This window comes from Acinetobacter sp. neg1 (genome assembly GCF_000788125.1).
Classification (GTDB): domain Bacteria; phylum Pseudomonadota; class Gammaproteobacteria; order Pseudomonadales; family Moraxellaceae; genus Acinetobacter; species Acinetobacter vivianii.
This window is the reverse complement of record NZ_JSZD01000009.1, coordinates 1-1,810: the sequence shown is the minus strand read 5'-3', so window position 1 is coordinate 1,810 and position 1,810 is coordinate 1. Positions and strand designations below refer to the sequence as shown.

Annotated in this window: 1 pseudogene; it reads right to left on the bottom strand. The window is 42.0% G+C overall.

The annotated features are described in order from the left end of the window. Positions 1-1,810 (bottom strand): annotated as a pseudogene (locus tag PJ15_RS07735) (cell surface protein); the annotation flags it as partial.

Here is a 1,810-nt window from a genome sequence, read left to right as displayed (position 1 = left end):
ACCGTCTGGATTAACAGTCGTATTACCACCGATGCTGTTCTTGATGCTGTCAGAGATATTCTTCACCTGACCGCCATTCACTGCATCTTTAGATCCATTAGCAATTGAACCATCAGCAACGTTAGTAATAACCTTGTTACCCGCGTTGATGCCATCTTTAGTGATGCTTGGGCCATCTTTGATGGTTAAGCCATTGTTGTTCAATACGCTGTCGCCAGTCGTGATGCTGTCTAAAGTTAAGTCTTTCTTGGTCGAAACTTCGTAGTTTGTACTACCATCTTTATTGGTGGTTTCTTTAACTACAATGTTATCGCCTTCAGTAACTGTCGTCTTCGCTTTAGTTGCAGCGTCTTTCACATGGCTAATCGCATCATTAACATTATCTTTACCAGTACCACCAATATTAGTGATTGCTCCACCATTATTGATCGAATTATCACCTGTGATAACTTTATGAAGTTGGTCAAGATTGACTGCATCTTTACCATTTACAGCATCAGCAACGTTGGTAATCGTTTTATTACCCGCATTGATGCCATCTTTAGTAATACTTGGACCATCTTTAATGGTTAAGCCATTGTTGTTTAATACGCTGTCGCCAGTCGTGATGCTGTCGAACTTCGCATCTTTCAACAATTCAATCTTGATGCCATCTTCTGTGGTACGTGTGATCACGTTCTCACCGCTGGTCTTGTCTTCTGCTGTTGCAGCATCAGCTCCACCTACGATGTTTAACTTGTCACCCAACTTACGGTGTACATCTTTACCCGCATTACCAGCAAAGTTGAGACCTTTATTGGTCAGGTCATTCACACCATTAGTCACTTTGTCATCAACTGACTTGATTGCATCATTGATGTTGTTCTTGCCTGTACCACCAATATTGTTGGTTGTGATGCTACCGTCTGGATTAACAGTCGTATTACCACCGATGCTGTTCTTGATGCTGTCAGAGATATTCTTCACCTGACCGCCATTCACTGCATCTTTAGATCCATTGGCAATTGAACCATCAGCAACATTAGTAATGACTTTATTACCAGCATTGATGCCATCTTTAGTAATGCTTGGGCCATCTTTAATGGTTAAGCCATTGTTGTTCAATACGCTGTCGCCAGTCGTGATGCTGTCGAACTTCGCATCTTTCAACAATTCAATCTTGATGCCATCTTCTGTGGTACGTGTGATCACGTTCTCACCGCTGGTCTTGTCTTCTGCTGTTGCAGCATCAGCTCCACCTACGATGTTTAACTTGTCACCCAACTTACGATGAACATCTGCACCTGTATTACCAGCAAAGTTCAAGCCTTTGTTTTCCAACTCGGTCTTGGTGTTCGTGATCGTGTTGTTTAACTCAGTCTTGGTATCAGTAATCTGATTGGTTAACTGATCTTTAGTATTGGTAATCTGGTTACCCAAGTCTTTCTTCGCGTCATCTAACTTGTTGTTGGTATCCGTAATCTTGCCATCTAAACCATCTTTAACATTGGTTAACTGGTCAACATTGACTGCATCTTTACCATTTACGCCATCAGCAACGTTGGTAATTGTTTTATTACCCGCGTTGATGCCATCTTTAGTAATGCTTGGACCATCTTTAATGGTTAAACCATTGTTGTTTAATACGCTGTCGCCAGTGGTAATGCTGTCGAACTTCGCATCTTTCAACAATTCAATCTTGATACCATCTTCAGTCGTACGTGTGATCACGTTCTCACCGCTGGTCTTGTCTTCTGCTGTTGCAGCATCAGCTCCACCTACGATGTTTAACTTGTCACCCAACTTACGGTGTACATCTTTACCCGCATTG